The organism is Pseudomonas anguilliseptica (assembly GCF_021375795.1).
In the GTDB taxonomy this organism is placed as follows: domain Bacteria; phylum Pseudomonadota; class Gammaproteobacteria; order Pseudomonadales; family Pseudomonadaceae; genus Aquipseudomonas; species Aquipseudomonas anguilliseptica_A.
The window spans coordinates 295,004-318,771 of record NZ_JAEIOI010000002.1 but is presented as its reverse complement, the minus strand read 5'-3'; the positions used below and the strand labels follow the sequence as shown (position 1 = coordinate 318,771).

The window sequence follows — 23,768 nt, the reverse complement described above, 5'->3', positions numbered from 1 at the left end:
TGTGACAAGGCCGTGACAGAGCTATTCGACCAGTTCGGCCTGCACCTTGCGCGGCAGTACCGCGAGAAAGTTGTCGCGCGCCACCTGCTGCGCCACATCCGCCGGCAAGGCATCAAGAAAGGGGGTAAAGCCGCTCAGGTAATCACCCAGCCCATCAAAGCGCCCAACCACATCGGAGCCGAGCATAAAACGCGCCGGGTAGCTGCTGACCAACTTCACCCATGCAGGGTCAGGCTTGCCGTCGACATCCAGCAGGTAGGGCTGCAACATGGTCCAGGATAGGTCGATATACAGGTTGGGGTATTGCTTGAGCATCCGTTCGAGCGTTGGCAGGAGGAAATCCAGCTTCTCCTGATGACGATGAATTTCCTTGCTGGTGCCGGCATGCGCCCAGATAAAGCGTACATGCGGGTGGTTGCGCAACGGGTCTTCGATTTCCTGCAAATACAGTGGATTGCGCTCGCGCTTAGAGGTGATGTTGGAGTGCAGCATCACCGGCAGGTCGTACTCGGCGGCCAGGTGAAAGACCCGCGCCAGGGCCTCGTTGTTGGCCCGTGGAGCGTCGCCATGGATCAGCGCCGTGAGGTCATCATGGCGGGTGAACACCTCACCAATGCCCTGCCAGAGGCCAGGATCGAGTTCGAGCATGCGACGGATATGCGCATCGGCATTCTTGTCATTCGGGTTAAACCCCGAAAGGAACGGGTGCAGGCGTTTACGTTGCTCAGCCGGTACCTGCTTGTAGGCATGCGCCACCAGCACATCGGTGGCGCTGTACCAGTAGGCGTTGGCATCGTCGCCAGCGTAATAGCGCGGGCGTTTGGGCTCATCTTCATCCCACTTCTTGGCCACGGGAATACCCGAGAGCATCACATGGTCAATATTGCCGGCGGCCATCTGCTCCAGCAGCTCGGTCATGCCGGCACTTTCCTGAAAAAAGTCGACGTAATGCAGATGGGCATCGCTGTAGCGATAGTCGCGGGCCTGAACCAGCGTGCTCAGCAAAGCGAACAACAGGGCAACACTCAAACGCGATGCAGGCAAGGGCATGTCCTCCTGACAGTCAGAGCAGCATAGACCCTGCGCTGCGAGCGCAAGTTCAGGCTCCAGACGGGTAAACAGCACCACAAAGACCCAGAACAGGCCATACAGCACCAGAACAGGGCAACCACGACGACTGTTTTCCAGCGTCAGCGGCATGACGCGCCACTTCAGTAATGGCACTTGGCTTGCAGTGCAGCCAGCAGACCCTAGAAGGAATTCGCCATGCTTCAGCTATTGCGCTCGACCCCACGCAAGAACACGGACGACATTGCACTCGACGCGCTGTTCAATCAGCACGACCTCACCACCCGCCTGAGCGACAACTATCGCTGGATGTCGCGACTGAATGACTTCAGCGCTGGCCTGCACCAACGCATCCGCACCAGCCTGGGCGCAGCAGTCGGCATTGCTTCGCATGCCCCACAACTGGCGCGTATTGCCGCCGCCAACCAGCAAAGCGGGCAAACCCTGGCACAGTCTTCAGAACTGATCGCCAGCGCCAGCGAACAGGTCACCACCACCCTCGACGCCGAGTTGGTGCCCGGCGCCGCCGAAGTCGCACAGCTGTCCGCCGAGGTCACCGCCACCCTGCATGGTTGCCAGCAAAGCGGCCAGGCGGTGCTGCAACAGGTTGAGGTGATCGGTAAGAGCGAACAGCAGCTGGAGCTGGTGATTCAGCAACTGACCAGCCAGCTTGAAGAGGTCAGCAAGGTGATCGGGGTGATTGCCAGCATTTCCCAGCAAACCAACCTGCTCGCGTTGAATGCGGCCATCGAGGCTGCACGCGCAGGCGAGCATGGTCGTGGCTTTGCCGTGGTGGCCGAGGAAGTGCGGCGTCTGGCCGGGCATACCACCGACGCCACCACGCAGGTCAGTGACATCATCGAGCGCTTTCGCAGCGGCATGCAGCAACTCACCGACGCGGGCAGCCACATGCACCAGGCCGTGGCCGATGGCCGCGATGGCATGCTCGCCGTGGGCGGTGGCCTGGATAGCACCCGCCAGGCCATGGATCGCCTGGACAGCCGCGTGGGCCAGATCGCCGCGGGCACCGAGCAGATCGGCCAAGCCGTACGCTCAATAAACGGTGACGTGCAGAACATCGCCCGGGTCGCCAGCGAATTGCTCGGCAAGGCCGGCCAAGTGCTGCACCACAGCCAGGCGGTGCGCGAAGATGGCGACCGTCTGCTGGCCGGGCTAGGTGATTTCCGTCTGGAGATTCACCACGCCGTGCAGACCAGTGTCGAGCAACTGGCGCGCCAACCTAGCATGAGTGCTGATGTGGCCACCGCCGAACGCCTGCTCGGCGACACCCTCAAGCGTGATGCGCGGTTCGAGCTGTTTTACCTGGTCGACAGCCGCGGCGTGCAGCTGTCCGAAAACATCTTTGCCGTCGATGTGAACCACAGCGAAAGCAGCAGCTGTAAAGGCCGCAACTGGCAGCAACGTCCTTGGTTCCGCGCCGCGGCCGACAGCCTGTGCAGCCATATCACCCAGGTCTATCGCTCATCGGCAACCGACGACTTCTGCTTCACCGTCTCGGTGCCGATCCTCGATGCCCGTGGTCAATTGCTGCGTGTACTTGGGGCCGATGTGCGGCTGTCTGCGCTGGTCTGAGCCCTGCGCCATGAGCTAGGCTGGCTACTCACTCAGCCCATGGCGTCGGAGTTCACATGATCAGCATCAGCAACGAGAAAGGCCTGCTGCAACGCATCAGCATCGGCCCGCACACCCTGCACAGTGACGTATCGGTGGAGCTGGGCGGCGAAGGCTCCGCGCCCGAGCCGCATGACCTGTTCGATGCTGCGCTGGGCGCGTGCAAGGCACTGACCCTGGCGTTGTATGCCAAACAGCGCGGGTTACCCCTGGAAGGCCTCGACGTGAAACTCAACCGCGACGACAGCCAGGAGCGCCAAGGCGTCTACCAGCTAAATGTCGAGCTGAGCCTGCACGGCGCACTGGATGACGCGCAACGCCAGCAGCTGCTGCGCGTCGCCGATAAATGCCCGATCCACAAGTTGATGACCAGCAGCGAAGTTCAGGTCAACACTCAGCTGGGCGAGGGCGCCTGATGAGCGATTTTCAGCTGATCCAGCCGCGTCCGGAGAACCTCGGCGGGCAACCTATCCTGCGTCCCCTGCCCTCGGCCAAGTGCCGCAGCGTCGGGCCCTTCGTGTTCTTCGACCATATTTTGGAGAATACCTACCCGGCCGGCAGCGGCATGAATATCAACCAGCACCCGCATATTGGTCTGTCCACCCTCACCTACCTGTTCGAGGGACAACTGCAGCACAAGGACAGCCTCGGCTCGGATCAGGTGGTCAGCCCCGGTGAAGTCAGCTGGATGACTGCCGGTCGCGCCGTAGCGCACGTCGAGCGCACCCCGCAAACCCTGCAACAAAGCGGCTCGCGCATGCATGGCCTGCAAGTCTGGCTGGCCATGCCCGCGGCCGAAGAGCAAGGCGAACCCCGCTACAGCCATCACCCCGCCGACAGCCTGCCGCGCAGTAGCAGCATGGGCGTGGACATCTGCCTGATTGCCGGCACCGGCTTCTGCCTGCAATCACCGGTGCCAGTGCTGTCGCCCACTGTCTATGCCGAGATCAAGCTGGCCGCAGGCAGCGCAGTGCAGATTCCCGCCGAGCATGCCGAACGCGCGCTGTACCTGATTGATGGCGAGGCGACGCTGGATGACCAGCAACTGCCGCTGCGCGGCCTGCTGGTGCTACCAGAGGGCGAGACTTACACCCTCAGCGCCTGCAGCGAGAGCCACTTGGTGCTGATTGGTGGCGAGCCTATCGGCCCGCGACGGATCAACTGGAACTTCGTTGCAAGCGACCCAGCGTTGATCGATCAGGCGCGTGAACGCTGGGCAGCGCAGGACTGGCCAAGCGTGCCCGGCGAGACCGCACGCATCGAACTGCCGCGCTGACGGAGAAGATTTGTTGCACTCGCACGACATCCAAAACGCAGGTGCTCGGGTATAACCCTTGGCACGCTCACACATTCAGGAACCCTGTGCATGGCGCAGCCGCTGTTTGATTACGAAAGCCATCTGGAAGCCTGCGCCCGGCAGGACGAACGGGCATTCCAGGCGCTCTACCAACAGGAGGCCGCGCAGATGCTCGGATTGGCCATCACCTTGCTTGGCCGTCGTGATCAAGCCGAAGACTGCGTGCACGATGCCTTTGTGCAGGTTTGGCGCAATGCCCAGCGCTTTCAGCGCACGCTAGGCAGCGGCCGCGCCTGGATCTACAGCATCCTGCGCTACCGCGCACTGAATCAGTTGCGCAGCCGTGGCCGAACGGTGGATATGGATGACGACTTTATCGAACGCGCGGCCGATGACAGCCCCCAGGCCGCCGAATTGCTTGAGCAGCAAGGCGAACAGCAACAACTGCGCCGCTGCCTGCAAAACATCGAACGCAATCGCCGCCACCCGATCCTGCTGGCCTTTTACCGTGGCCTGACCCATGAACAGATCGCCAACCGCCTGACCACCCCGCTGGGCACCATCAAGGGCCGTATTCGCGCCGGTCTGCGCGCATTGCAGGAGTGTTTGCAAGCATGATTTCGCAACAACCTGCCGAACGCCGCGCCTTGATCGGCGAATACGTCCTGGGCCTGCTTGATGAGGCCGAAGCTGCTGAAGTGCGCGAACTGATCGAGCACGACAGTGAAGCTGCGCAAATGGCCCTGCAGTGGCAGCAGCATTTTCTCGAACTGAGCGACCAACTACCGCCGCAGACACCCTCTGCGCACCTATGGCAGCGCCTGCAGGACAGCCTCGGCCTGACTCCAGCCGTCAGCCGGGTGAATGCCTGGCTCGCCTGGTGGCAGAGCCTGACCACCTGGCGCCTGACCAGCGCCGTTCTGGCGCTTGCCTTGATCGTCGCGCTGATGCCTAACCTGTGGCGCTCGGACATGCCTGGCAACAGCTACACCGTGGTGCTGCAAGCCCCCGGTGAAGCGGCCAAACCTGGTTGGGTGGTGCATGTGGACGGCACTGGCAGCCTGCGTCTGCAACCGTTGCTGGACGATCAAATCCCGGCCGACCGCTCCGTGCAGTTCTGGACGTTGATCGACCCGGCTATCGGTCCGCGCTCGTTGGGCCTGGTCGAACCGGGTAAAGCGCTGCAACTGTCTGCCGAACAGATTGGCGCGGTACAAGCCGGCCAGCTGTTCGAACTGACCCTGGAGCCGGCCGGCGGCTCGCCTAAGGATCGGCCAACCGGCAAGGTGCTGTATATCGGCCGCGCGGTGATGGCCTCGGTCAACTGAGGTTATTTATAAAAAACTGAATTTATTTTCAGGCGACGACATCCAGACGTTCTCTCGTGGGTATAGCTATCAGGTGTTTCATCGAGGCACCTGCAAGGCAGGTACCAACCAGCCTTGCATCGATGCTGGATAACCACAGATGAGAGAACGCATATGAACAGCTTCAACACCCTGCTGACCGCTGCCGTTACCACTGCCACCCTCAGCCTCGCCGCCGGCACTGCCAGTGCAGCGACCCTACTGGCCCTGGGCGCCGACGGTCAGCTGTTCAAGATCGACAGCGCCAGCCAGAAAGTCACCGCCACGATGGCGACCAACAGCCCAAGCCCATTGCGCGGCATTGATGTGCGCCCAGCCAACGGCATGCTCTATGCCTTGAGCGACGACCATCAGCTCCACACCCTGGACCTGGCCACTGGCGCAGCCAGCAAGGTTGCCAGCCTGAACAAGCAACTGCCCGGTAGCGGCCAGGCGGTCATCGACTTCAACCCGGTTGCCGACAAACTGCGAATGCTCGCGGCCGACGGCACCAGCTTTCGCGTCAACGTCGAAACCGGTGAAGTGGTGGTAGACGGTTCGGTGGCTTACGCCGCCGAAGGCCCTTATGCCGGTAAAAGCGCCAAGGTTGTTGCCGGTGCGTATAGCAACGCCTACGCCGGCACTAAGGCCACCGTGCTGTACACCGTCGACCTGGCCAGCAGCAGCCTGATGCTGCAGAACCCGCCAAACGATGGCATTCAGCAAGCCGTAGGCAAGATCGTTGATGGTTTGCAGAATGCAGCGCTGGACATCGCCAGCGACGGCAAGGGCGGCAACACCGCGTACCTGCTGACCGGCACCACGCTGCATACCCTGGATCTGGCCACGGGCAAGCCGACGACCCTGGGTGAAGTTGCCGGCCTGCCGGGCAATATCATCGATATCGCCGTACTGCCGGAATAAGTGCGGACGCGGGAAGGTCGCCCGGCCTTCCCGCTACGTCTTAATCGGCGAAGGTTTCCGCAAACAGATCATCCATGGCCTTGAAGGCACGCGCGGCCACCACCGGGTGGTACTCGTTGCGCCCCGGCACGTTGGCCACCGGGCTGGTGAAGGAATGCACCGCGCCGCCGTAGCTGACCAGTTGCCAATCGGCTTTCGCCGCTTTCATCTCGGCAATAAAGCTATCAACCTGCTCTTGCGGCACGGCCGGATCATCGGCGCCATGCAGCACCAGAACTGGTGCCGTGATGTTCTGTGCATCACTCGGATTGGGCGTATCGAGGTTGCCATGGAACGAGACAAAGCCTTTCAGTTCAGCGCCGGAGCGCGCCAGCTCCAGCACAGCGCCGCCGCCGAAACAGAAACCGATGGCGCCCAGTTTGCTGACATCCAGCGCCACCTGTGCGGTTTGCGCCTTGAGCACTTCCACCGCAGCCTGCGCCCGTTTACGCATCAGCGGCCTGTCGCCACGCACCTGGGTCGCCGCAGCCTTGGCTTCATCGGCATTTTTCGGGCGTACGGTCTTGCCGTACATGTCGGCCATAAAGACCACGTATTTATCGCCAGCGGCGCGGGCGGCCTTCTTCGCCGAATCCTCGGTAACGCCCAGCCAGTTGGGCACCATCAGCAGTCCGGGGCGCGGCGTGGTCACCTTATCGTCGTAGATGAGCAAGCCTTCGAAGGCTTCACCGTCGATTTCATATGGCACTGGCTTGACCACCACGGCGGCTTCAGCAAAACCAATCACGCCGGCACATAACAGGGGTAACAGGGTTTTCGTGGACATGGCGAAGCTCCTCTGGGCGAGTTAAACGCAGCGCTCACCATAGACCGCCGCCGCAGGATGACCAAGCGCAGGCACCCGCCGGCGTGCATCCAAAGGTTTCAGCCTGTTACCGGCTCAGCCCTGCTCGGCCCAGCGGTCCTTGATTTCCAGAATCGCCGGCAGCTGCTGAATAAACAGCTCGACCAGCTGCGGATCGAAGTGCTTGCCACTCTCTTCGCGCAGCAAGCCCAGCGCGTCTTCCACCGACCAGGCGGCCTTGTAAGGGCGCACGCTGGTCAGGGCATCGAACACATCGGCAATCGCCACGATGCGCCCTTCCAGCGGAATATCCTCGCCACTCAGGCCATTGGGGTAGCCCGTACCGTCCCACTTCTCGTGGTGCGACAGGGCAATGCGCTGCGCGGTGCGCAACAGGCCCGAGGCATGCTCGCCAATAATCCGCGCGCCAATCTCGACGTGTTGGCGCATCACCGCCCATTCCTGTTCATCGAGCTTGCCAGGCTTGCGCAGCACCGCATCCGGAATGCCGATCTTGCCGATATCGTGCATGGGCGCGGCGTTGAGCAATTCTTCGGCGGCGGCTTCGCTGAAGCCGGCAGCCAGGGCCAGGATCTTGGAGAAATGGCTCATGCGAATCACGTGCAGGCCGGTTTCGTTGTCCTTGTACTCCGCAGCCATGCCGAGGCGCTGAACAATCTGCAAACGGGTCTGGCGCAGCTCATCCATGCGTACCAGTGACAGGTGCGTACGCACCCGAGCGCGCACAATCGGCGGGCTGACCGGTTTGGTGATGTAATCGACCGCGCCCACGGCAAAGCCGCGTGCTTCATCTTCAACATCAGCCAGCGCGGTGACAAAAATCACCGGAACGGCCTCCAGATGGGCCTGCGCCTTGAGGGCCTGACACACCTCATACCCGGTCATGCCAGGCATCATTACGTCCAGCAGGATCAGATCCGGCCGCTCGCGTTCGGCCATTTCCAGGGCTTTCGCGCCATCCTTGGCAAACAGCAGGCGATAGTCATCCTGCAGGATATGCCGCAGCACTTGCAGGTTGGTGGCCTCATCGTCAACCAGCAGGAGCAACGGACGCGCATCGACTGGGGTAATCATGGTGTCTGCGGTTCCTCGTCGTGCAACTGGCTCAGCAACTCGTTCAGCGATTGCTGCGCCAAGTCAAAGTCGAAATCATCCAGCGCCAGGCGGATCTGCGCCAAAGCGGCTTTGTGCGGCGCGCTCTGCAAGCCGCGCGTCAGGCAGTCGAGAGCCTGATCATCCAGGCCGCCACGACTGACCGCCTCTTGCAGGCGCAGCAAGGTAGCACGCAGCTGCTCACGGTCCAGCGCCTGGGCCGGCGTACTGGCTTCAGGCACTTGTGGCAAGGCTTCGGTCACTGCGGTCAGTGCCCGCGCCAATTCCGCCAACAGGCTCCGCAGGTGCAAGCCTTCACGCTGGTTGAACGCCTGCTCGATAGCCAGGCCCAGGCCCGCCAGATGAGTCAGCGCCAGGTTGGCCGCTGCTCCCCGGAAACGGTGCGCCAGGCTGCGCCCGGTGTCCCAATCATTCTTATCCAGCATGCTGTTGAGGTGTTCGACCAGCGCATTCTGCTCAGCAAGGAAACGCTGGATCGCCTGACTCATCTGTACCGGCCCGCCCCACAGGCTGGCCCCACGCTGCCAGTCGAACAGTCCGTCCGTGGCTGCGGCCTCGCTTTCGGCCGGCGACGCGTCCTCAGCCACGCCGAGCAGCCGAGCTATTTCAGCGAGCAAAGCGGCAAGGTCCAGGGGTTTCGAGGCAAAGCCGTTCATCCCAGCATCCAACGCCGCCTGACGGTCCTGGTCCAACACGCTGGCGGTCAGGGCAATGATTGGCACACCGGCACGCTGTCCGGCGGTCTCCAGCGCACGGATACGCCGAGAGGCTTCCAGACCGTCGACCAGGGGCATCTGCACATCCATCAGAATCAGGTCAAAGCTGCCATTAGCAAAAGCTTCTACTGCGGCCTGCCCATCCGCCACGCAAGTGACCCGATGCCCCAGGCGCTGCAGATTGAGCTGCAACAACTCCAGGTTTTGCGGCACATCGTCAGCGGCGAGAATGTGCAATGTCGCCAGTTGTGGCAGCGACTGACGCACCTGTGGAGCCAGCCGTTGCCCCGCACGCAGGGGCAACTCGACGATAAAACGACTGCCCTCACCCAGTATGCTTTCCACCCGCAAACGGCCGCCCATCAACTCGACCAGCTGGCGCGAGATGGTGGTGCCCAAGCCTGTACCTCCAAACCGCCGACTCATCGACGCATCGGCTTGGGCAAAGGGCTCGAAAATCTTCTCAAGGCGGTCAGCCGCAATGCCGATGCCGCTGTCTTCGACGATCAAGCGGATCGCGCCGGGTTCACCCTGCACGTGCAAGCACACTCGCCCTTCACTGGTGAATTTCACCGCATTGCCCAGTAGGTTGGTCAGCACCTGTTGCAGGCGCAAAGCATCGCCCCGATAGAACTCCAGCAACTGCGCCGGGTACTCCAGCTGTAACGCCAGGCCCTTGCTCTCTGCACTCAGGCGCTGGGTTGCGCAGACCTGCTCACACAGCTCGCGCAAGGAAAAATCCAGATCTTCCAGCTCAATCGCACCCCGGTCGAGCTTGGCGGTATCAAGAATGTCGTTGAGCAAGCCGAGTAACGAGCGCGAGGCCTGCTGCACGGTCTGCAGATGACGGCGTTGATCATCGGCCAGTGGCGTGCCGATCAGCAATTCGGTAAAGCCGATGATGGCGTTCATCGGCGTGCGGATCTCATGGCTCATATTGGCCAGGAAGCTGCTGCGCGCTGCCGCTGCGGCCTCAGCACGGTCACGCGCGGCGCGGGTTTCCTGCTCCATCAAGCGACGCGGGGTGAGGTCGGTGGCCAGCTTGACCACCTTGAAAGGCTTGCCGTCGGTATTGAGAATCGGGTTATAGGTCGCCTGAATCCACACCTCACGGCCGCCGTTACCAATACGCCGGTACTCGCCTGCCGAGAACAGACCTTTGGCCAGATCGACCCAGAATTGCCGGTAATCCTCGCTGTCGACATACAAAGGGTCACAGAACATGCTGTGGTGCTGGCCAATCATATCGGCGCGCTGATAACCGAACAGATCCAGCGCATTGTCGTTGATCGCCAGCACATGGCCTTGCAGGTCAAACTCAACCAGTGCCATGGCCTTGCTGATGGCATTGACCTTGCCTTCGTACTCGGCGTTGCGCAGTTTGGTTTCGGTCTGGTCGAGCAGCACGCCATCAATCCAGCGCGGAATGTCCTGCTCATCACACACCGCACTGCCGCTTTCCCAGATCCAGTGTTCCTTGCCATCGCGGTCAAACAGGCGGTATTCGACGGTGTAATTGCGCCGCTGATCAATGGCAGCCTGCACCTGTTCGGCAACGGGTTGCAGATCATCCGGGTGGTAGAGCGCGGCAATCGACTGGCGCTGGCTGATGAAGTCATCGGCACTCCAGCCGGTCAGCGGCTGCACCGCATCACTGATAAACAGCATGGTCCAATCGCTATCGAGCAGGCAGCGGAAGGACACACCGGGGATATTGCTGATCAGCGAGCGGTATTGCTGCTCGCTCTCACGCAGCGCCTGCTCCATATGGATGCGTTCGCTGATGTCGTTGGCGAACACCACAAATAGCGGGTGATTGCCGGCACGGGTCACCCCGACACTGAGGCGCACCGGCTTTTTCTGACCATCGCGGGCAATGCAGTGCAACTCTTGTTCAGCCCCTGACAACATGACCTCGCCACTGTTCAGGTAGCTGCGCAGGTACACCTCGTAGGTGTTGCCATCCTGCTCGCTGAACAAGCGTCGCATCGGCATCCCGACCAGTTCATGCGGCTGCCACCCCAGCAGTCGGGCAGCCGCCCGATTGGCCGAACGGATGGTGCCGGTGTGGTCAATGGTCAGGATCGAATCAAGGGCGGTATCGAAGATCGAACGTAGATGCTGTTCGCTGGCTTGCAGTTGCAGGCTTATGCGGCGGTAGCGCAACAGCGCATTGGCCGCCACCACGAAAACCGTCAAAGCCACGGTGATCAATGAGATCGCGGCGCCCAGGTAGAGGCTGTCCACCACGGCTATCGGATGATCGGACTCGGCCATCCCGACAAAACGTGCTGCCTTCATACCGGTGTAGTGCATGCCACTGATTGCCAGGCCCATCACCAGGGCGCTGAGCAGCAAGGCCCACAGCGCCGGCAGGCGGCCTTCCAGACCGAAGCGTACCCACAGGGCGAGAATGGCCAGGCCAACGGCCACCAGAATCGATTCACCGAACATCCAGGGGTCATAGCGCAGCAGCGGTGCCATCTGCATCGCGGCCATACCGCTGTAGTGCATCGCGCCGATACCGGCCCCCACCAGCAAACCGCCGATGCACAACTGGAATAGGCTCAGATTGCGGCGGGCCAGCACACTTAGCGCGACCCAGGACGCTGCCAGGCTCGGCAGCATGGACAGTAACGTCACATCCAGATCAAAACGCACTTCGGCACATAACTGAAAGGCCAGCATGCCGATAAAGTGCATGGACCAGACCCCCGCCCCCAGGGCCAGCGAGCCAGTGAGGATGGTGATCTGCCGCCACCAGGCGGCTTCACTGTCGCGGGCCACACCGGCCAGCTGCAAGGCCATGCCTGAGGTGAACACCGCAATGCACAGCGACATCAGCACCAGCAACGGGTCGTAACTGCTGAGTACCAGCACGCTGGGGTCAGCACTGACGATAAACAACTGATCAAGAAACTGCATACCACCCCAAGACTACATCGGTTGTGCATGCGCACCAGTGGCGCAATGACAGCATGACAAACGAGCCTGCCCGGCCTGTCAATCAAACACCGACAAAAAAGCCCGCCAATGGCGGGCTTTTTTGGGTTTACAGCGATCAGGCGGATAGTTCGACCAGCAGCTTGTTCAGCCGCTGCACATAAGCAGCCGGATCTTTCAGGTTATCCCCGGCGGCCAAGGCAGCTTGGTCGAAGAGGATATGGCTGAGGTCGGCGAAACGGTCTTCGTCGGCCTCGCCATCGAGCTTCTCGATCAGTGGGTGGCTCGGGTTGAATTCGAAGATCGGCTTGGAGTCCGGCACCTTCTGTCCGCTGGCTTCGAGGATCTGGCGCATCTGCAGCCCCAGATCCTGCTCACCAATGGCCAGGATCGCCGGCGAGTCGGTCAGGCGATGCGAAACGCGCACCTCGGCAACCTGCTCACCCAGCGCGGTTTTCAGGCGCTCGACCAGGCCTTCTTTGGCCTTGGCGACTTCTTCCTGGGCCTTCTTGTCTTCTTCCGAATCCAGCTTGCCGAGGTCCAGATCGCCACGAGCGACGTCGACAAAGTGCTTGCCGTCGAACTCGGTCAGGTAGCTCATCAGCCACTCATCGATACGGTCGGTGAGCAGCAGTACCTCGATGCCTTTCTTGCGGAACACTTCCAGATGCGGGCTGTTCTTAACTTGGGCGTAGGATTCGCCAGTCAGGTAGTAGACCTTGTCCTGACCTTCGGCCATACGCGCGATGTACTCGCCTAGGCCGACGCTCTGCTCGCCATCTTCAGTGCGGGTGGAGGCAAAGCGCAGCAGACTGGCGATCTTCTCCTTGTTGGCGAAGTCTTCGGCCGGGCCTTCCTTGAGCACCTGGCCAAAGTTTTTCCAGAAGCTCTTGTAGTGCTCGGGCTCGTTCTTCGCCAGCTTTTCCAGCATATCCAGCACGCGCTTGGTCAGCGCCGACTTCATCGAGTCGATGATCGGGTCTTTCTGCAGGATCTCGCGGGAGACGTTCAGCGACAGGTCGTTGGAGTCGACCACGCCTTTGATAAAGCGCAGGTACAGCGGCAGGAACGACTCGGCCTGATCCATGACGAATACGCGCTGCACATAAAGCTTCAGGCCACGCGGCGCTTCACGCTGATACAGATCGAACGGCGCACGGGCCGGTGTGTACAGCAGCGAGGTGTATTCCAGCTTGCCTTCGACCTTGTTGTGGCTCCAGCTCAGCGGGTTCTCGAAATCGTGACCGATGTGCTTGTAGAACTCCTGGTATTCCTCGTCCTTGATCTCGGTACGCGGACGAGTCCACAGGGCGCTGGCACGGTTGACGGTTTCCCACTCGACTTCAGCGGGCTTGTCCTTCTCTTCGCCATGGAACTCTTTCGGCAATTCGATCGGCAAAGCAATGTGGTCGGAGTATTTCTTGATGATATTGCGCAGACGCCAGCCATCGGCGAACTCGTCTTCGCCGGCTTTCAGGTGCAGGACGATACGCGTGCCGCGCTCGGCTTTTTCAACGGTGGCAACTTCGAACTCGCCCTCGCCTTTGCTCGACCAGTGCACGCCTTCGCTGGCCGGGCTACCGGCGCGGCGACTGTACACATCAACCTTGTCGGCGACGATAAAAGCCGAGTAGAAGCCCACACCGAACTGGCCGATCAGGTGCGAGTCTTTCTTCTGGTCACCGGTCAGGTGCTTCATGAAATCGGCAGTGCCTGATTTGGCGATGGTGCCCAGGTGGGTAATGGCGTCTTCACGGCTCATGCCGATGCCATTGTCTTCGAGGGTGACGGTCTTGGCGTCCTTGTCGAAGCTGACGCGAATCTTCAGCTCCGCACCGCCTTCCAGCAGCTCGGGCTTGGCCAGCGCTTCGAAACGCAGCTTGTCGCTGGCATCGGAGGCGTTGGAAATCAGCTCGCGAAGGAAGATTTCCTTATTCGAATACAGCGAATGGATCATCAGGTGAAGCAGTTGCTTCACCTCGGTCTGGAAGCCCAGGGTTTCTTTTTGAGTTTCCACACTCATGCTCTCTAACTCCACTTTGTTGACGAAGCCGCAGCGCGGCGGATGTCATACAGGTGGGGGCAACGTGTGGAATTTCAAGGCCTAAGGTTCGAGTAACTCGATGCGGGTGATTTCTTCCGGCTGCAAGGTATAGGTCACTTCGCCCTGAGCGCTCATGCGCTGGCGCAGGATGATCCGCCCCTGTTGGTCGATTCCCTGGAAGCGTCCTTCGGCGGTGTTGCCGCGTTTGGTGACGGCACGCATGCTGAGATCCTGATAGCGGTTGGGACTGCGCAGCAAGCCTTCCAGACTGAAGCGCACACGGCGATCCAGAGGCCGGCTGACCCGCTCAGGGACAGATGCTGCCACTGCACTGACCGCTTCGCTCACTGCCGCTGGCTTGGCTGCAAGTACTTCGTTGCTGGCCAAGGGTGGGAAGTTGTCACCGGCCACCTGCCAGCCACGCTTATCGCGTTTTTGCAGCGTGAGCGGCAGTTGCTGCGACTCACCATTTATTCGCGCCTGCACGCTCAACTCAAAACGCTGCTGCGGAAAGCTCAACGCACCCAAGGGCTGCAGCTGCACCTGACGTGTGGCAAAGCGGCGCTCCAGGTAGTCCTCGACCACATGGGCAAGGGTGTCGCTTGAGTCAAACTGCCGGTCAATTTTGCCATCGCGGTAGCGCAAGCCGTTGCTGAATAACTCCAGCTTGCCGCTGAGGGTGGTCTTGAACTGCGGAGGCAGCACCAGATGGAAATCGCCCACCAGTTTGTTCGGAGCCAACGGCTGCAAATCCAGATGCAGGGTGTACCCCCGGCTCAGGCGCCGCGCTTCGGGCAACTCCTGCTCGGGCAACAACCAGCTGATTTCCACCTCCGGCAGAATGCCTTCATCAGCCGGTAGCACATCGACACGCACAGGGCCTTTTTCAGCCTTGGGCAGACGAATTATCAACTCACTCTGGGCAAAGAAATCCTGCCCTTCGCGCAGACTCAATACGCCGTCGATCAGCTCGGCCTGTTGCGGCACGAAGGGCCGGCCATGTAACTCACCACGTAGATTGATGGCCAGTTCCGCCGGTGCCGGCGTTTGCGACTTGAGCCATTGCAGACTGAGGATGGCCTCCAAACGCTGCGCATCATGGCTGGCCAGCAGGGTCAGACCGACCACCAGCGGGATGATCCCCAACCCCGACAACGCCAAGGCAGGACGCGCCGAGCGCCAATGACGCAAGACATACAGCAGGGTGAACGGCGGCAGAAAACTGGCCCAGCCCCACAACAGGCTGGTGGCAAAAGCGCGCATCACCAGCCAGACCAGCCCGGCGAGGATCAGCAGCAAGCCACCCAGAATCAGCAGCGCATCCATTCAGTATTCCTTAATAGGGGTTCAGCGAGAGGTCAGTGCCGCACTCAGGGTTCATCCACCTTGAAGTGCGCCCGCGCCGTGGCAATCGGCTCGGTCTGGTTGGTTTGCCAGGCGGTGATGGCCACGTTGGCCACACGGCGCCCCTGCCGCCAGACCTGGCACTGCACGAAGGTGTCACGATAATGGCCAGCGCGCAGGTAATCTATCGAGAAGTCGATGATTTTCGGCAAATGTGGAATACCCATGAACATCAACAGGTGAAGCATCGCCGAGTGTTCCATAAACCCGGCAATCACCCCGCCGTGCAGCGCTGGCAAGGTCGGGTTGCCAATGCAGTCCTGATTGGCTGGCAGACGAAACACCATGTCATCGCCCAGACGCAAGCACTCGATACCCAGCAGCTTGGCATAGGGAATCAGGCTGATCAGCTTGTCGTAGTTGTTCTGCTCGTGGGCTTCACGCACCAGCTGGTTGAGGTTCAGCGTGCTCATTGGCCAGCCCCCTTGGCAGTACGTTGCAGATCGGCTGGTTTACCCATGCGCATAAAAGCCCCCACCACATGGGCAATCGGCTCGTCGGGGTTGTCCTGATAGGCATAGCCACGGGTGAAGATGATGTTCTCGGTCACCCGGTAGCACTCGGCAAAACCGAATACATCCTTGTTCGGCTCAGCCGGGCGCATGTAATCGATGCGCAGGTCCAGGGTCGGGCAGATCTCAAACTCCGGCAGCACGCACACGGTTGAAATGCCGCAGGTGGTGTCCATCAGCGTGGTAATTGCCCCGCCATGAATGACCCCAGTGTCCGGGTTGCCAACAATTTGCGGGCTGTAGGGCAAACGCAGGATCAGCCCCTCTGGGGCTGCGCTGTGTACGCCCATGCCGAGCACCTGGCAATGACGCAGCACCGATAAAAAACGCTGCGCCCGCTCAAGAATGGGGGAATTGCTCATGATTTCAGTCCCGCTACAACTATACAAAGGGCGTGCATGATACCCCTTGGCGGCCACTGCTACACCTCGACGAGGTGGCAATTGGCGGTTCTGCCAGACAAATGTCAGGGAACTTCGGCGAAATCACGCTGTTTAATGACCATGCCTGGGGAACCAGGCATCGATCATCACATACAAGGAGTATCTACCGTGCAAAAGCCATTCACCTATGCCCTGCTTCTCGCCGCCATGCTCGGCCTGGCAGCTTGCGAGAAAACCCCGGAAGACAAAGTAGAGTCAGCCAAGGAGTCCGCATCTGAAGCCATCGAATCCATGGGTGATGCCGTTGAGAAGACCGGCGAAGCCATTGAGCAGAAAGTCGATGAAGCGACCGGCAACGAGCCGACCACTGGCGAGAAGATCGAAGACGCTGCCGATGATGCCGCTGACGTCATCAAAGATGCCGGCGATGAAATCAAGGACGCCGTTGAAGGCCAATAAGCCGTTCAACCGAAAGCAAACAGGCCCGCATAATGCGGGCCTGTTTGTTTGTACGCGTACTCAAAGTACCGGGGTCAGCATCAGCAGCAGGCTGCACAACAACCCAACTACCCAGACCAGACTGCGCTGCCAGTGCAGGTCGGCCCAGTAGAAAACCAGGTACAGCACCCGCGCCACCACGAAGGTCACCGCCAGCACGTCAACCAGCACACCGTGATTGTTGGTCACATGGGCCATCAGCACACCCACGGCAAATAGCGGGAAGGCCTCAAAACTGTTCATATGCGCCGCCAGGGCGCGCGCGCCGAAACCACTCAAGCGTGCCTGCTGGGCGCGCGGATGGTGATTGTCGTAGCGACCACCACCCTCCTTCGCCATGGCCCTGGCCACCGGGGCCTTGGCGACAAAGATCAGGATGGCACTGATAAAGATGCACCAGAACGGCAGACTCATTCGCTTTTCTCCTTGGGCGGATCAAATGCCGGTGTCTGGGTATAGACCATGACTTCCAGCACATCTGAGTGAAACTCGCGGTGATACAGCACCAGAACCACGCCAGCGGTCACCAGCATGAAGAACCAGGGGTTGATAAACCAGGCCAGGGTCGCCATGCCAAAGTAATAGGCCCGCAAGCCTTGGTTGAACTGGTGAGCGGCCATTGAGATGACCCGCGCAGTGCGCTCGGCAAAAGCCTTGCGCTCCTGCTCGGTAACATGCCGTTCACCAATCATCGGTGCTGAGCCTACCAGCACGGCGGCAAAGTTGTACTGGCGCATGCACCAGCTGAAGGTAAAGAAGGCGTAGACAAACACCACCCCCAGGCTCAGCAACTTGACCTCAGACAGCCCGCGACTGGCCGCTTGGACAAAAGGCAGATCGGCCAGCAGTGACACGGCTCGATCAGAAGCGCCAAGTACCGTAAGGATACCGGCGAGGATGATCAGGGTACTGGAGGCAAAGAACGAAGCATTGCGCTCCAGGTTGCCGATCACATTGGCATCGGCGATGCGGTTGTCACGCAACAGCATGCGCCGCATCCAGTCCTCGCGATACAGATGCAGCACGCTGGCCAGGCAAGGTGTCGTGCGGCCTTTGACCTGGGCGTAGCGGGTGTAACCGACCCAGCAGATCACGAACCAGAGGACGGCAAGCAAATGAGGCAGGTAGTAGTCGCTGATCGGCATGGAGGCTCCTTGTTAACCTGCGCCGATTATAGACAGGCCAGGCTTTCAGCTGGCCAACAAAAAGGCCGCTCAGTGAGCGGCCTTGGATAAACAGCAGTAATCAGGCGGCGGCAGACTTCGGCGCGCCCAGTGCGCGGTCCAGCACAACCGCAATCACCAGGGTCAGCAACACCGGAATCAGCCAGCCCAGGCTCTGATCCGCCAACGGCAAGGCGCTGAAGAAACTCGGGATCAGTGCCTTGCCACCGGCTGCGGCAATCCCGTCAACCAGGCCAAACACCAGAGTGACCGCCATCACCGGCCGGAATACCCGCGCCGACGAGCACCACAAGTCATCCAGCAGGCTCAGCGCCACCAGCACAATGGCCAGCGGATACAGGCCCACCAGTACTGGAATCGAGAAGCTGATCAATTGAGTCAGCCCCTGATTCGCCACCAGCAGGCTGAACAGGCCGAAAGCGATCACCACCGTGCGGTAAGACACCGGCAGCAGGCCGCCGAAAAACTCACCACAGGCGGTCAGCAAGCCTACGGCGGTAGTCAGGCACGCCAGGGTGATAACCACCGCCAGCAACAGGCTGCCAGCCGTACCGAAGGTGTGCTGCACATAGGCCGTGAGAATCTGCACGCCGTTCTGCGCCTCGCCAGCAATACCCTGGCTGGTCGCCCCGAGGTAGAACAGCGCCAGATAAACCAGCGACAGCCCCACGGCAGCAATCAGACCGGCAACCACCGAGTAACGGGTAATCAGCTTGCCATCGGTGATACCGCGATCGCGGATAGCGGTAGCAATCACGATGCCGAATACCAGAGCACCAAGGGTATCCATGGTCAGGTAGCCCTGCAGAAAACCCTGCACAAATGGCGCGCTCTGATAATCCGCCGATACCTGGCCGATTTCCCCGGCAGGTACCAGCAGCGCCGCGCCACCCAGTACCAGCAGCGCCGCCAGCAGTACCGGGGTGATGTATTTACCGATGCGATCTACCAACTGCCCTGGGTTCAAGGAGAGGAACAGCACAGCGGCGAAATAGGCCAGGGTGTAGATCAGCAAGGCGGTGCTGCTGGCGCCGGTAAAGGGCGCTACGCCCATTTCAAACGACACCACGGCCGTCCGAGGGGTGGCGAACAATGGGCCGATGGCCAGGTAGACCGCGACCGCGAACAACACACCGGCACGCTTGCCCAGCGGCGCAGTGAGCAACGCCATACCACCCCCGACACGGGCCAGAGCGACGATGGTGAGCAAGGGTAAACCAACCCCGGTAAGCAGGAACCCCAGCGCCGCCAGGCCGATGTTTTCACCGGCAGCCATGCCCGCGCTGGGTGGGAAGATGATGTTGCCCGCGCCAAGAAACAGCGCAAAAGTCATAAAGCCAAGGGCCACAAGGTCGAGTCGTTGCAACGCTTTCATTAAGAGCAGTACCAAAGCAGGAAGTCAGAGAGGTGCAGAATTTCCCGACTCATGATCAGGACAGGATGGCCGCGGATCACAGGCCACTCACGCCAGCGCACTTGACCCTTGTGAGGCCGCGCCGAATACGGGGCGCACCATAATGCAATGGCGCACCTGCGACGACCCATGCTGGTCGAGGCGTCGAACCACAGGGCGTGCATGTCGCATTTCTATAACTTCGCCAAAGCCAGCGCCGTCGCTTACACCTGGAAATGCTCGATCAGCCGACTCAACTGCTGCTCCAGCTCGCGAATACTCTGCGCGGCAGCCCGCGTCTGCTCGACCGTGGCATAAGTGTGTTCGCTGATCTGATTAGCACGCACCACACCGGAACCGACATCGTCCGCCACCTTGGCCTGCTCGGCGGCAGCTGCTACCAGTAACTGAATGTTCTGATCAATGGCGCCCACAGCCTGGGTGATACGCTGCAACGAATCACTGGTCTGCTCGGCACTGTCATAAGCCAGGGTCACCGCCTGACGGCTCTCTGCCATCACCGTGATAGACGCCTGACTACGTTGTTGCAGGGTCTGGATGATCTCCTGAATCTCTTCGGTCGAAGTCTGGGTGCGCTGCGCCAGGCTACGTACCTCATCGGCCACCACCGCAAAACCACGGCCCTGATCACCAGCCCTCGCCGCCTCAATCGCGGCGTTGAGCGCAAGCAGATTGGTCTGCTCGGCAATCGAACCGATCACCGCGAGCACCGAGCCGATGCGTTCGCTGTCAGTACTCAGGCTCTCGATCACATCGGACAGACGTGCGACCTTCTCGGTCAGGCTCTGCATGGCCTGGCGATTGCTCTCGACGCAGCGCAAGCCATCATGGGCAGCTTCACGGGTTTCACGCGACAGCTGCTGGCCCTGCCCTGCACTGCTGGCCATCTCTTGTGCACTGGCAGCCATCTGAGTCATGGCGGAGGCAATCTGTGTGCTCTCATCACGCTGCTGCTCGACATCCTGATGCGCACGCTGTGCAGACTGCTGCAGGTTTTCCCCGGCCCGTTCCAGAGTGTGAGTGGCCTGTGCCACCTCGGTAACGGTCTGGCGGATCTTCTCGACAAAGGTGTTGAAGCTGCTGGCCAATTGGCCAAGGTCGTCCTGCCCACGAATCGGCAAACGCTTGGTCAGATCACCCTCACCTTCTGCCATATCGTGCAGCATCAGGTTGATTTGCCTCAGGCCACGCACCAGGGCATGCCCTACGCCGTAGGCCAGCAACGCACCGAAAACCAGCGCAGCAACCAACAACCCCCAGAGCAACTGGTTGACCTGCAGCACGGTGCTGTCAGTTGTTTTGGCTGCTTCCTGCATGCCAGCCATCAGGCGTTGCTGCAGGCGGCTGGCCAGATCGGCGATCTGCGGGTCAATGCGGTCCATCTGCGCCAGGGCTTCATTACGCTGCTTGACCAGCTCAACCACCTTGGCAGCCGCAACCTTGTAACGATCCAGACTATCCAGCGCCTGGGTCAGTTGCGCAATCAAGCGCTCACTGCTGCTGCGATCACGCAAGACCCCAATCATGCTTTGCGCGTTGTCCAGTTCACGGGTGAAAGCGGTGACCTGAGCGTCCTGATTTTCCTGCAGAAACTGATAGAGATACTGGCTGCCCAGCAACAGATGGCGCATCGCCGCACTGGCATAGAACACCGCATCGAGGTTGAAGCTCTGCTGCGCATTGGTCAGCACCGCCGACAGTGCCTGTTCAATCGCCGGCCCGTGCTCGCTCAACTCACCACTGATCAACGCCTGACGCTGCTGACTCAACGGCACCAAGCGCTCACGAAACAGCCCGCTGTACTGCACATGCAACTGCTGGATAGACGCCAGCAGACGCTGCTGCTCGGCATCGTTCAGTCGGCTTTCAGCCTCCTGCAAGGCCGCACCCAGGCTGCGGTCCAACTCGGCAATCAGCGATTCGGCGCCCGGCTCACCACTGCGCGCATACTGGCTAACCGATAACTGCAAGCGCGCCATGTTGTCACTGACCTGGGCGACCCGCTCGATACTCGGCCCCAGATCACGGGTAACCACCTCAGCCCGGTCGGCGATATTGCGCAGCGACAACGAGGAAACCACCCCGAGAATAATCAACAGTACGCAGAGCACCACCGGCACGATGGCAATTTTGTAGGCAATCCGCAGATCGGCAAACCAGCGCATAGAGAACTCCCTCTGGTAGCGATTAAGTAGGCATTTGCTGCCTTATCGACTGCAGCTGCTGCATTCTTGAGACTTTTCTCAGTCAATTGCCCAGCAAGAAGTAGACCTGCTGCAAGCCACTTTATGCCTGCCGAAAACAAAAAGGCCACCCGAAGGTGGCCTTTCATGAGCAGTCAGCAACGCTTAGGCGTTTTTGACTTCCCAACCGGTCAGCTCGGCCAGGGCCTTGCCGATGTCAGCCAGGGAGCGCACGGTTTTCACACCAGCGTCTTGCAGGGCTGCGAACTTCTCGTCTGCAGTGCCCTTGCCACCGGAGATGATGGCGCCAGCGTGGCCCATACGCTTGCCCGCAGGAGCGGTTACACCAGCGATATAGGACACGACAGGCTTGGTCACGTTGGCCTTGATGAAAGCAGCCGCTTCTTCTTCAGCCGAACCGCCGATCTCGCCGATCATCACGATCGCTTCAGTCTTCGGGTCTTCCTGGAACAGCTTCAGGATGTCGATGAAGTTGGAGCCTGGGATCGGGTCACCGCCGATGCCGACGCAGGTGGACTGACCGAAACCGGCGTCAGTGGTCTGCTTGACGGCTTCGTAAGTCAGGGTGCCGGAACGCGACACGATGCCTACTTTGCCTGGCAGGTGGATGTGACCTGGCATGATGCCGATCTTGCACTCGCCCGGAGTGATCACGCCTGGGCAGTTCGGGCCGATCAGGACTACGCCCAGCTCGTCGCACTTGACCTTGGCTTCCAGCATGTCGATGGTCGCGATACCTTCGGTGATGCAGACGATCAGCTTGATGCCGCCGAATGCTGCTTCCAGGATCGAGTCCTTGCAGAACGGAGCCGGAACGTAGATCACCGAGGCGGTGGCGCCAGTGGCTTCCACAGCTTCCTTGACGGTGTTGAACACCGGCAGGTTGAGGTGAGTGGTGCCGCCTTTACCTGGGGTCACGCCGCCAACCATCTGGGTACCGTAAGCGATGGCTTGTTCGGAGTGGAAAGTACCCTGCGAGCCGGTGAAGCCTTGGCAGATAACTTTGGTGTCTTTATTGATCAGGACGCTCATTATTTGCCCTCCGCAGCTTTGACGACTTGCTGAGCAGCGTCGGTCAGGCTGGTTGCCGCGATGATGTTCAGGCCGCTTTCTGCCAGGACTTTAGCGCCCAGCTCAGCGTTGTTGCCTTCCAGACGGACGACAACCGGGATTTTCACGCCGACTTCTTTCACAGCGCCGATGATGCCTTCGGCAATCATGTCGCAACGAACGATACCGCCGAAGATGTTCACCAGTACGGCAGCCACATTGCTGTCGGACAGGATGATCTTGAAGGCTTCGGTCACGCGCTCTTTGGTTGCACCACCACCTACGTCGAGGAAGTTGGCTGGCTTGCCGCCGTGCAGGTTGACGATGTCCATGGTGCCCATGGCCAGGCCAGCACCGTTGACCATGCAACCGATGTTGCCTTCCAGGGCAACGTAGTTCAGCTCGAACTTGGCAGCGTGGGCTTCACGTGGGTCGTCCTGAGACGGGTCGTGCATGGCACGCAGCTTCGGCTGACGGTACATGGCGTTGCTGTCGATGTTGATCTTGGCGTCCAGGCAGTGCAGGTTGCCGTCAGCCTTGATCACCAGCGGGTTCACTTCCAGCAGAGCCAGGTCATAGTCCTGGAACAGCTTGGCCAGACCCACGAAGATCTGAGTGAACTGCTTGATCTGATCGCCTTGCAGGCCCAGCTGGAACGCCAGCTCGCGGCCCTGGAACGGCTGAGCGCCGACCAGCGGATCAATGGTCGCCTTGAGGATTTTCTCAGGGGTGTCGTGTGCCACTTTCTCGATGTCCACGCCACCTTCGGTGGACGCCATGAACACGATGCGACGGCTGGAACGGTCAACTACCGCGCCCAGGTACAGTTCCTTGGCGATGTCGGTGCACGATTCAACCAGGATCTTGCTGACCGGCTGACCATTAGCATCGGTCTGGTAAGTCACCAGACGCTTGCCCAGCCAGTTGGCGGCGAAAGCCTTGGCGTCTTCTTTGCTCTTGACCAGCTTCACGCCGCCCGCTTTACCGCGGCCACCAGCGTGGACCTGAGCCTTGACGACCCACTCGGTGCCACCGATTTTTTCGCAGGCTGCTGCGGCTTCTTCCGGGGTGTCTACCGCGAAGCCCTTGGATACGGGCAGGCCGTATTCAGCGAACAGCTGCTTACCCTGATACTCGTGGAGATTCATGCTTGTCTACCGTCTTCGTTTAG

Annotated in this window: 20 protein-coding genes and 3 pseudogenes; 8 read left to right on the top strand and 15 right to left on the bottom strand. The window is 60.4% G+C overall.

All coding sequences use genetic code 11. From position 1 onward, the window contains the following. Positions 1 to 21: 21 nt before the first annotated feature. A complete protein-coding gene (locus IOD17_RS09325; RefSeq protein WP_233685213.1) occupies positions 22 to 1,050 on the bottom strand; it encodes an amidohydrolase family protein in 1,029 nt (342 codons plus the stop codon). Between the two features lie 216 nt (positions 1,051 to 1,266). Between IOD17_RS09325 and IOD17_RS19500 the strand changes: the two are divergent. From IOD17_RS19500 to IOD17_RS09295, 7 genes and pseudogenes are all read left to right on the top strand, one after another. Beyond that, positions 1,267 to 2,097 (top strand): annotated as a pseudogene (locus IOD17_RS19500) (methyl-accepting chemotaxis protein); the annotation flags it as partial. Positions 2,098 to 2,313: 216 nt separating this feature from the next. Beyond that, positions 2,314 to 2,661 (top strand): PDC sensor domain-containing protein, encoded by a 348-nt coding sequence (locus tag IOD17_RS19495; protein WP_418904264.1) that lies wholly within the window; start codon positions 2,314 to 2,316, stop codon positions 2,659 to 2,661. A gap of 56 nt (positions 2,662 to 2,717) precedes the next feature. Continuing rightward, a complete protein-coding gene (locus IOD17_RS09315; protein ID WP_233684823.1) occupies positions 2,718 to 3,116 on the top strand; it encodes an OsmC family protein in 399 nt (132 codons plus the stop codon). Next, entirely contained in the window at positions 3,116 to 3,976 is an 861-nt protein-coding gene (locus tag IOD17_RS09310) for a pirin family protein (RefSeq protein ID WP_233684822.1), read from the top strand. Before IOD17_RS09315 ends, IOD17_RS09310 begins: the two co-directional genes overlap by 1 nt. 90 nt (positions 3,977 to 4,066) lie before the next feature. After that, the gene (locus IOD17_RS09305; protein WP_233684821.1) at positions 4,067 to 4,615 is read left to right on the top strand and encodes a sigma-70 family RNA polymerase sigma factor; all 549 of its coding nucleotides are present in this window, start codon (positions 4,067 to 4,069) and stop codon (positions 4,613 to 4,615) included. Further along, a complete protein-coding gene (locus IOD17_RS09300; protein ID WP_233684820.1) occupies positions 4,612 to 5,325 on the top strand; it encodes an anti-sigma factor in 714 nt (237 codons plus the stop codon). Before IOD17_RS09305 ends, IOD17_RS09300 begins: the two co-directional genes overlap by 4 nt. A gap of 153 nt (positions 5,326 to 5,478) precedes the next feature. Next, on the top strand, positions 5,479 to 6,267 hold the full coding sequence (locus IOD17_RS09295) for a DUF4394 domain-containing protein (protein ID WP_233684819.1): 789 nt from the start codon (positions 5,479 to 5,481) through the stop codon (positions 6,265 to 6,267). Positions 6,268 to 6,307: 40 nt separating this feature from the next. Here the strand turns inward: IOD17_RS09295 and IOD17_RS09290 are convergent, their stop codons facing one another. The 7 genes from IOD17_RS09290 to IOD17_RS09260 all read right to left on the bottom strand — a co-directional run bounded on the left by IOD17_RS09290 (position 6,308) and on the right by IOD17_RS09260 (position 16,226). Then, a complete protein-coding gene (locus IOD17_RS09290; protein WP_233684818.1) occupies positions 6,308 to 7,093 on the bottom strand; it encodes a dienelactone hydrolase family protein in 786 nt (261 codons plus the stop codon). Between the two features lie 114 nt (positions 7,094 to 7,207). After that, entirely contained in the window at positions 7,208 to 8,206 is a 999-nt protein-coding gene (locus tag IOD17_RS09285; protein WP_233684817.1) for a response regulator, read from the bottom strand. Continuing rightward, a complete protein-coding gene (locus IOD17_RS09280) occupies positions 8,203 to 11,886 on the bottom strand; it encodes a PAS domain S-box protein (protein WP_233684816.1) in 3,684 nt (1,227 codons plus the stop codon). The genes IOD17_RS09285 and IOD17_RS09280 overlap by 4 nt, the downstream gene beginning before the upstream one ends. Positions 11,887 to 12,022: 136 nt before the next feature. Next, positions 12,023 to 13,927, bottom strand: a complete 1,905-nt coding sequence (gene htpG / locus IOD17_RS09275; RefSeq protein WP_233684815.1) for a molecular chaperone HtpG — start codon at positions 13,925 to 13,927, stop codon at positions 12,023 to 12,025. Positions 13,928 to 14,008: 81 nt separating this feature from the next. Further along, positions 14,009 to 15,274, bottom strand: coding sequence for an MFS transporter (locus IOD17_RS09270; RefSeq protein ID WP_233684814.1), 1,266 nt, complete (start codon positions 15,272 to 15,274; stop codon positions 14,009 to 14,011). Between the two features lie 44 nt (positions 15,275 to 15,318). Further along, on the bottom strand, positions 15,319 to 15,765 hold the full coding sequence (locus IOD17_RS09265; RefSeq protein ID WP_233684813.1) for a PaaI family thioesterase: 447 nt from the start codon (positions 15,763 to 15,765) through the stop codon (positions 15,319 to 15,321). Further along, positions 15,762 to 16,226, bottom strand: coding sequence for a PaaI family thioesterase (locus IOD17_RS09260; protein WP_233684812.1), 465 nt, complete (start codon positions 16,224 to 16,226; stop codon positions 15,762 to 15,764). Before IOD17_RS09260 ends, IOD17_RS09265 begins: the two co-directional genes overlap by 4 nt. Positions 16,227 to 16,415: 189 nt before the next feature. Here IOD17_RS09260 and IOD17_RS09255 point away from each other — a divergent pair, with 189 nt between their 5' ends. Then, on the top strand, positions 16,416 to 16,706 hold the full coding sequence (locus tag IOD17_RS09255; RefSeq protein WP_233684811.1) for a hypothetical protein: 291 nt from the start codon (positions 16,416 to 16,418) through the stop codon (positions 16,704 to 16,706). A gap of 60 nt (positions 16,707 to 16,766) precedes the next feature. Here the strand turns inward: IOD17_RS09255 and IOD17_RS09250 are convergent, their stop codons facing one another. The 7 genes and pseudogenes from IOD17_RS09250 to sucC form a co-directional block, all read right to left on the bottom strand. Further along, positions 16,767 to 17,159 (bottom strand): MAPEG family protein, encoded by a 393-nt coding sequence (locus IOD17_RS09250; RefSeq protein WP_233684810.1) that lies wholly within the window; start codon positions 17,157 to 17,159, stop codon positions 16,767 to 16,769. Then, on the bottom strand, positions 17,156 to 17,890 hold the full coding sequence (locus IOD17_RS09245) for a DUF599 domain-containing protein (protein ID WP_233684809.1): 735 nt from the start codon (positions 17,888 to 17,890) through the stop codon (positions 17,156 to 17,158). The genes IOD17_RS09250 and IOD17_RS09245 overlap by 4 nt, the downstream gene beginning before the upstream one ends. A gap of 100 nt (positions 17,891 to 17,990) precedes the next feature. Further along, complete coding sequence (gene brnQ, locus IOD17_RS09240; protein ID WP_233684808.1) at positions 17,991 to 19,304, bottom strand: branched-chain amino acid transport system II carrier protein; 1,314 nt, start codon at positions 19,302 to 19,304, stop codon at positions 17,991 to 17,993. Positions 19,305 to 19,546: 242 nt separating this feature from the next. Further along, a pseudogene (locus IOD17_RS19490) lies at positions 19,547 to 20,140 on the bottom strand (methyl-accepting chemotaxis protein); the annotation flags it as partial. Positions 20,141 to 20,401: 261 nt separating this feature from the next. Next, a pseudogene (locus IOD17_RS19485) lies at positions 20,402 to 21,508 on the bottom strand (HAMP domain-containing protein); the annotation flags it as partial. Between the two features lie 183 nt (positions 21,509 to 21,691). Next, entirely contained in the window at positions 21,692 to 22,579 is an 888-nt protein-coding gene (sucD, locus tag IOD17_RS09230) for a succinate--CoA ligase subunit alpha (RefSeq protein ID WP_233684806.1), read from the bottom strand. Beyond that, positions 22,579 to 23,745, bottom strand: a complete 1,167-nt coding sequence (gene sucC, locus IOD17_RS09225; RefSeq protein WP_108488308.1) for an ADP-forming succinate--CoA ligase subunit beta — start codon at positions 23,743 to 23,745, stop codon at positions 22,579 to 22,581. Before sucC ends, sucD begins: the two co-directional genes overlap by 1 nt. Positions 23,746 to 23,768 lie beyond the last annotated feature (23 nt).